Origin of the sequence: Pantoea sp. CTOTU50773 (genome assembly GCF_032082325.1) — a bacterium.
Taxonomy (GTDB): Bacteria; Pseudomonadota; Gammaproteobacteria; order Enterobacterales; family Enterobacteriaceae; genus Pantoea; species Pantoea communis.
Window position 1 is genome coordinate 24,441 of record NZ_DAMDQC010000038.1, and the last position, 7,864, is coordinate 32,304.

Genomic DNA, 7,864 nt, shown 5'->3' on the forward strand with positions numbered 1-7,864 from the left:
CTGATTTTCTCTTCTTTCAGGAACAGATATGACGACTCTTGCAGAACCGGAATTGAGCCTTACACAGCGGCTGTCACAGCACGCTTATCGTATTCGTCGCTACGCATTGCAAATGGGCGAAGTACAGGGGCAAGGCTATATCGGCCAGGCTCTGGGACTGGCTGATATGCTGGCCGTGGCATGGTGCCATGCGATGAATTACCGCGCGGAAGAACCCGAATGGGAAGGCCGCGACCGTTTTCTGCTTTCCCACGGCCACTATGCGATTGCTCTTTATGCGGCGTTGATTGAAGCGGGCGTGATTCCTGTGGAGGAGCTGGAAACGTATGGATCTGATGATAGTCGCTTACCAATGTCTGGCATGGCGACCTACACGCCAGGCATGGAAATTTCAGGCGGATCGCTCGGACAGGGGCTGACGATTGGTGTCGGTATGGCATTGGCATTGCGTCATAAAGGAAATCCGGCTTTTGTTTACAACTCAATGTCAGATGGCGAACTGGATGAAGGGGCAACCTGGGAAGCTGCGATGGGAGCGGCACATCATCAACTGAGTAATTTGATCGTCATGGTGGATATCAACCAGCAGCAGGCAGATGGCCCCTCTGGCAAGGTCATGGGATTTGAACCGCTGGCAGATAAGTGGCAGGCATTTGGCTGGCATGTACAGCGTGTGGATGGCAATGACATTGCTGCTGTGAAGCAGGCATTTGATCGGGCACGCGCGCTAGACGAACCCAAGCCGCGCGTCATTCTGCTGGACACGCTAATGGGTAAAGGCGTGCCATTCCTGGAAGCGCGTGAAAAGAATCATTTTATTCGTGTGGATGCTGACGAGTGGCAACAGGCCATCACCATCCTCGATCAGGCTCAGGAGGCCACGCAATGAGCAGCATCACCACAGAGAAAAAGCCACGCCTGACAACGTCGGCGATGATTGCCTCAATTGCCGCAGAAGGTCAAGCCACGGTTGCTGCGCCCTTTGGTCATGCGCTGGTCAAAGCCGCTGCGACCCGGCCGTCGATCGTTGGGTTGACTGCCGACCTGTCAAAATACACCGATTTGCATATCTTCGCCCAGGCCTATCCAGAACGTCATTTTCAGATGGGCATGGCAGAGCAGCTATTGATGGGCGCAGCCGGTGGCATGGCGAAGGAGGGCATGACGCCATTTGCGACCACCTATGCGGTGTTTGCCACGCGTCGTGCCTACGACTTTATCCATCAGGTGATCGCGGAAGAGCAGCTGAATGTGAAAATCTGCGCTGCGCTGCCGGGGTTAACCACCGGCTACGGCCCAAGCCATCAGGCCACTGAAGATATCGCGCTGATGCGGGGTATTCCGGGCATGACCATTGTTGATCCTTGTGATGCGCTGGACACGGAGCAAGCCGTTGCCGCTATCGCTGACCATCAGGGGCCGGTTTATATGCGTCTGTTGCGCGGTAAGGTGCCGCTGGTGCTGAACGAATACGATTATCAATTCGAACTGGGCAAAGCCAAATTGCTGCGCGATGGCCGTGATGTGCTGCTGATTTCCAGTGGGATTATGACAATGCGAGCACTGGAGACAGCAAAAGCGTTGGCAGCCGATAACGTCGATGTTGCGGTATTGCACGTACCGACCATCAAGCCTCTGGACACTGAAACCATTATCACCCAGTGCCGCCGTGCCGGGCGTTTAGTGGTGGTGGTTGAGAACCATAGCCTGGTCGGCGGTTTGGGTGAGGCGGTGGCGACCACGTTAATGCATGCGCAGGTCATGCCCGTGTTTCGTCAAATCGGCTTGCCCGATCAGTTCCTGGATGCGGGCGCGTTGCCCACTTTGCACGACCGCTACGGCATTTCCACAGAAGCGATGGTCAGCGCGATTCGCGTCTGGCTGGCATAACGGCGCGAAAGGAGAACAGCATGAAGGTGATATTTGTCGGCACCGGGGCAATTGGTGTTCCTATGGCTTGCCAGATTCAGCGTGCAGGGCATGCGGTAATCGGAGTGGATGTGTTTGAAGCGTCGCGCCAGCGTGCTCAGGCGCAGGGGATTGAAGCGGTTAGCCGCATTGCAGAAGCACCTGAAGCGGATGTAGTAGTGGTGATGGTCGCCACGCCACAGCAGCTGCAGGCGCTGGTGGCGGAAGCGCTGCCGCAGGTGACTGGTCAGCACTGGGTCATCATGTCCACTGTCGGGCCGCAGGCGGTACGTGAGGCGGCTTCTTCACTGATTGCTGCCGGTGCGCAGGTCGTGGATGCACCGGTCACGGGCGGAACCGCCCGCGCCAGCACCGGTGAGTTAGTGATTTTTGCTTCCGGCGCATCTGCCGCCATTGCCTTTGTTGAGCCAGTACTCAAAACCATGGGATCGGTGTCGATAGTGGGTGACGAGGTTGGCGAGGGGCAGGGGATCAAGGTGATCAATCAGCACCTTTGCTCGGTGCATATTGTGGCAGCCGCGGAGGCGCTAAGTCTGGCAAAGTCGCTGGGGTTAGCACCCGCTCAGGTATTGAAACTTGTCGAGCGCGGCGCGGCGGGATCGTGGATGTTGTCAGATCGTGGTCCGCGCATGCTGGAGGGGACAGATGTCCCGGTCTCCAGCGCCATCAACATCTTTGTCAAAGATAGCGGGTTAGTGGCAGAGGCGGCGACCGCCTGCCACGCTGAGGTTCCGCTGTTACAGGTCGCTCATGCTCGTTATCTGGCGGCAGCAGAAGCCGGATTGGGGCAACGTGATGACAGCAGAGTGATCGAGACCTGGAGCAAACCTGCAAATTAACCGCTCCATCACTGCTGCCCGAAAAATACGATAATACCGGGGTAACACATGAACACGACTTCTGTACCTGCAAACACCCGCGACAATGCGGCGAAAGTCTCTTTCGCCTCAATGATTGGCTCAGCGGTGGAGAGCTATGATTTCTTTATCTACGGCACCGCCGCTGCAGCCTGGTTTGGTAAGATCTTTTTCCACACGCAAGAGCCTATCGTCGGCATTCTGGCGGCATTCGCCACTTTAGCGGTCGGCTTCCTGATGCGCCCGTTTGGCGGCTACCTCGCCGGCCATTTCGGCGATCGCTATGGCCGAAAAACCGTGCTGTTCTGGTCATTACTGGCCATGGGCGGTGCCACCGTATTGATCGGTGCGTTGCCAACCTATGAGCAGGCTGGCGTGCTGGCACCGATCTTGTTGATCTTATTACGCATGATCCAGGGGATCGGATTCGGCGCAGAGTGGGGCGGCGCGGTGTTAATGGCATTTGAGCATGCGCCCGTGAAAAAGCGCGGTTTCTATGGTGCAGTACCGCAACTCGGGATACCACTCGGCCTGCTGCTGGCGAATGGCTCTTTCCTGCTCTCTGCGGCACTGTTTGAAGGTGATTGGGTGTGGCGCATGCCGTTCCTGATCTCGTTTGTGATGGTGGCCATTGGCATCTTTATCCGAATGCAGGTCGCGGAATCGCCGGAATTCGAGAAAGCCAAAGCAGATAAGCAGATTGTGCAACAGCCCGCGCTGGAAGTGATTCGTCGTGACTGGCGCACCATCGTCAAAATTATGGGGCTACGCCTGGCAGAGACGGGTGGCTACTACATCACGACCAGTTTTATGTTGTCCTATGTGGTGCTGGCGGAAATCACAGATACGCGCCATGTGTTATGGGGCACGTTGATTGGTTCAGCGCTGGGGCTCGGCAGCCATCTGCTGTATGGCGCGCTAAGTGATAAGGTGGGACGTCGCCCAATATTCCTGATTGGCGCCATCTTCACCATTCTGTTTGGCATCCCCATGTTTATGCTGATCAATACCGGTGCAGTGATGATGGTGATTGTCGCTGTCGCCCTGTCCTTGCTCTTCAGCCATGACCCGATATTTGCCGTAGAGTCGAGTTGGTTCTCCGAACAGTTTCCGGCTAACGTCCGCTCCTCGGGTATTTCATTGGGCTACAACGGCGCTTCCGTGGTGGCGGGGCTGTTGCCGTTCATCGCAACAGGCGTGTACGGCATGGTCGGCTGGATCGGACCGGCGGTGATGTTCTCGTTACTGGGTGTCATTTCAACCTGGGTCGCCTTCAACACACGGGAAACCGCGCCGGTGAAAGTGGGCGAGCCCTCTCTGCCAGCCTCATCAACCTCAACAGCCCCGACGGTGTGAGTGAAATAACGGGCGGCTGTGTCGCCCGTTATTGCTGTGGTATCATTGCGCAGTTTCTCGTCACTCACTAACTCCGGATTTACTGCGTTTCATGACCGATACTTTCTCTTCGCAACGTTTTTCTATCGCTCCGATGCTGGACTGGACCGATCGCCACTGCCGTTATTTTCACCGTAAGTTGAGCGGCGATACGCTGCTGTATACCGAAATGGTGACCACGGGCGCCATTATTCACGGCAAAGGCGATTATCTGGCGTACAGCGAAGAGGAGCATCCGCTGGCGCTGCAGTTGGGCGGCAGCGATCCGGCAGCCCTGGCGCAATGTGCGAAGCTGGCGGAAGCGCGCGGTTACGACGAGATTAACCTTAACGTCGGTTGCCCATCCGATCGCGTGCAGAATGGGCGCTTTGGTGCCTGTCTGATGGCTGACGCCGCGCTGGTCGCAGATTGCATTAAAGCGATGCGCGATGTGGTCAGTATTCCGGTGACGGTGAAAACCCGTATCGGAATTGATGAGCAGGACAGCTACGCATTTCTGTGTGATTTCATTGGTACGGTGGCCAATAAGGGCAACTGCGATACCTTTATTATCCATGCGCGTAAGGCATGGCTTTCTGGTTTAAGCCCGAAAGAGAACCGTGAGATTCCGCCGCTGGATTATCCGCGTGTCTATCAGCTGAAGCGTGATTTTCCGGCGCTGACCATGGCGATTAACGGCGGCATCAAGACGCTGGAAGAGGCGAAAACGCATTTGCAACATATGGATGGTGTGATGATGGGCCGTGAAGCGTATCAGAACCCCGGCATCCTGGCGCAAGTGGATAGTGAACTGTTCGGCCGCGATACGCCGTCTGTCGATCCGGTCGCGGTGGTGCGTGCGATGTACCCTTACATCGAAGCGGAGCTGAGCAAAGGCACCTATCTGGGGCACGTTACACGCCATATGCTGGGCCTGTTCCAGGGCATTCCTGGTGCGCGCCAGTGGCGTCGTCATTTAAGTGAGAATGCCCATAAGCCGGGTGCCGATGTACGGGTGCTGGAAGCGGCACTGGCGCTGGTCGCGGATAAGATTCCACAGGAAGCCTGATTGTAGGTGAGTCGCGGTGGGCCGGTGTGCCCGGCCATAAAAGGGCAGTCCGAACGCCAGGGAAAGCACACCTCTGTGCCGATCTGCCGCGCGAACATTCGCCCCATTTTTGGGAAACGGCCCGATGCTGCGCATGGCTGAAAACGCTCTCAGCCTATTTGTCTCTGGCGCGGAAGCTTTGCTTTTCTGACGGGCCATTTCTGTCCCTTCAGAGAAGCATCGCTGCCGTTAATACGGTTTAAAATGCACCAATAATTAGTGAATTTCATCACTGCTGAAATACCTCTTCTGAATATAACATCTTATTTTTCAATGTATTAACCGTATGCTTATATTGGCACGTATCTTGTAATGCACTCTGTGTTACTTACACAGGAGAGCCTTCGTGGAAATTTTATTTGTTATCGGCTTTTTTCTGATGCTGTTGCTGACTGGCGTTTCACTGCTGGGCGTTATCGCTGCATTGGTTGTTGCCACCGTTGTGATGTTCCTCGGCGGGTTATTCGCGATTGTTATCAAGTTGTTGCCGTGGCTGGTGTTGGCGGTGGTAGCCGTGTGGCTTTATCGCGCCTTTACGACACCGAGCGGTGAAGTGAAATTAAACAGACTGAAAAGAAAAATCAGTAAGTTAGAGCGGCGTGGTTGGCGCTAAATGCGGGAGCGATCACAGAGTCGATAATTGCTTAGTACGAATCTGCAATTAAACATATTTTTTACTTATGTTTTCTGTCAGGATGCGTAAAGTAATTCAAAACGAATTCATCGCCGCTGACCCTACACCAGCGCGAACTATAAAAAGAAAGAAAAAAGGGCTTCCTTCGGGAAGCCCTTAACTTTTTAGGGAATCAGCAAGCTGGAACCTTGCGTGGCGCGGCTCTCAAGAACCTGATGCGCGCGCACCGCATCGCTCAAGGCAAATTTCTGCTCTTCTGGTACCTTCAGCTGAATCGCACGACTGGCAATTAACGAGAACAACTCGTTGCTGGCATTATCCAGTTCCTGACGATTGGTAATGTAACCAAACAGCGAAGGGCGTGTGACAAACAGCGAACCTTTCTTGTTCAGAATCCCAAGATCAACGCCGGTGACGGGGCCCGAGGCATTACCAAAACTCACCATTAAGCCATGACGACGCAGGCTATCGAGAGAAGGCTCCCAGGTGTCTTTCCCCACCGAGTCATACACCACCGCGACCTTTTCACCGTCAGTCAATTCACTGACTCGCTGAGCGATATTCTCCTCGCGATAGTTAATGGTCGCCCAGGCACCGGCATTTTTTGCAATCTGCGCTTTTTCGGCGGAACCCACGGTACCAATCAGATGCGCGCCCAGCGCTTTAGCCCACTGACAGGCAATCAGTCCCACGCCGCCCGCTGCGGCATGGAACAGGAAGATTTCATCGGCTTTCACTTTGTAGGTCTGACGCAGCAAATACTGCACGGTTAAGCCTTTCAAAAACGAGGCAGCACCTTGTTCAAAGCTAATGCTCTCCGGCAGGATCACCAGACGATCTTCCGCCACGTTATGCACTTCGCTATAGGCACCCAGCGCAGCCTGACAATAGACCACGCGATCGCCGGGCTTAAAGCGCGTCACGCCTGAGCCAACGCGTTTCACCACGCCAGCGGCTTCAGTGCCCAGCCCGGACGGGAAAGCTGTCACCGGATAGAGCCCGCTGCGCACATAGGTGTCGATATAGTTGATGCCAATTGCCTTGTTTTCGACCTGAACCTCATGTTCGGCGGGATCGGCCAGCTCAAAATCGACCCATTGCAGTACCTCCGGGCCACCGTGTTGGTTGAACTGAATACGCTTTGCCATTCTGACTCCTGTGATTGTTCATCCTGGGACGGTATACTTGCGCGTCCCTTTCACGATCGGTAATGCATTCACTATGGCAGGAAATAAACCCACCAACAAATCCAACGAACCCCGCGATCGTCAGCTGGAAGGCGTGAAAATGCCGCCGCACTCTATTGAAGCGGAGCAGTCGGTGCTCGGTGGGTTGATGCTGGATAACGAACGCTGGGATAACGTCTCCGAGCGCGTGGTGGCGGATGATTTCTTCAACCGTTCGCACCGCATGATCTTCTCTGAGATGCAGCGTCTGCTGGAAATGGGCCAGCCGATTGACCTTATTACGCTCTCTGAATCGCTGGAAACACTGGGCGAGCTGGAGATGGCCGGTGGCTTTGCTTATCTTGCAGAGCTGGCGAAAAACACGCCAAGTGCAGCGAATATCGGCGCTTATGCGGATATCGTGCGTGAACGTGCCGTTGTGCGCCAAATGATCTCGGTCGCGAACCAAATTGCTGATGCCGGTTACGATCCGCAGGGGCGTAGCAGCGAAGAATTACTTGATTTCGCAGAATCCAACGTCTTTAAGATTGCTGAACAGCGCGCCAATAAAGCAGAAGGCCCGCAGAACATTGAGCAAATTCTGGAAGCCACGGTATCGCGTATTGAAGCGCTGGTGTCGACCCCGCACGATGGTGTCACCGGAGTGGATACCGGCTATCAGGATCTCAACAAAAAGACTGCCGGTTTGCAGGGTTCAGATTTGATCATCGTGGCGGCGCGTCCGTCGATGGGTAAAACCACTTTCGCCATGAACCTGTGCGAAAACGCCGCGATG

At 55.0% G+C, this 7,864-nt stretch carries 8 protein-coding genes; 7 read left to right on the forward strand and 1 reads right to left on the reverse strand.

Annotated features, from left to right (window positions below):
• Positions 1 to 28 precede the first annotated feature (28 nt).
• The 6 genes from RT340_RS08580 to pspG all read left to right on the forward strand — a co-directional run bounded on the left by RT340_RS08580 (position 29) and on the right by pspG (position 5,881).
• Positions 29 to 889: a transketolase gene (locus tag RT340_RS08580; protein ID WP_211729072.1), complete on the forward strand. Its 861-nt coding sequence runs from the start codon at positions 29 to 31 to the stop codon at positions 887 to 889.
• Positions 886 to 1,890, forward strand: a complete 1,005-nt coding sequence (locus tag RT340_RS08585) for a transketolase family protein (RefSeq protein WP_058960072.1) — start codon at positions 886 to 888, stop codon at positions 1,888 to 1,890. The genes RT340_RS08580 and RT340_RS08585 overlap by 4 nt, the downstream gene beginning before the upstream one ends.
• A 20-nt stretch (positions 1,891 to 1,910) precedes the next feature.
• On the forward strand, positions 1,911 to 2,768 hold the full coding sequence (locus RT340_RS08590; protein ID WP_097118944.1) for an NAD(P)-dependent oxidoreductase: 858 nt from the start codon (positions 1,911 to 1,913) through the stop codon (positions 2,766 to 2,768).
• Positions 2,769 to 2,816: 48 nt separating this feature from the next.
• Positions 2,817 to 4,142: an MFS transporter gene (locus RT340_RS08595; protein WP_034826943.1), complete on the forward strand. Its 1,326-nt coding sequence runs from the start codon at positions 2,817 to 2,819 to the stop codon at positions 4,140 to 4,142.
• Positions 4,143 to 4,233: 91 nt separating this feature from the next.
• A complete protein-coding gene (dusA, locus tag RT340_RS08600) occupies positions 4,234 to 5,229 on the forward strand; it encodes a tRNA dihydrouridine(20/20a) synthase DusA (RefSeq protein ID WP_097118945.1) in 996 nt (331 codons plus the stop codon).
• Between the two features lie 385 nt (positions 5,230 to 5,614).
• Positions 5,615 to 5,881, forward strand: a complete 267-nt coding sequence (pspG, locus tag RT340_RS08605; protein ID WP_097118946.1) for an envelope stress response protein PspG — start codon at positions 5,615 to 5,617, stop codon at positions 5,879 to 5,881.
• Positions 5,882 to 6,066: 185 nt separating this feature from the next.
• Here the strand turns inward: pspG and RT340_RS08610 are convergent, their stop codons facing one another.
• On the reverse strand, positions 6,067 to 7,050 hold the full coding sequence (locus RT340_RS08610) for a quinone oxidoreductase (protein WP_097118947.1): 984 nt from the start codon (positions 7,048 to 7,050) through the stop codon (positions 6,067 to 6,069).
• Positions 7,051 to 7,123: 73 nt separating this feature from the next.
• On the opposite strand from RT340_RS08610, the gene RT340_RS08615 reads away from it, so the two are divergent.
• On the forward strand, positions 7,124 to 7,864 hold a 741-nt coding region (locus tag RT340_RS08615; RefSeq protein ID WP_313375356.1), incomplete at its 3' end, for a DnaB-like helicase N-terminal domain-containing protein.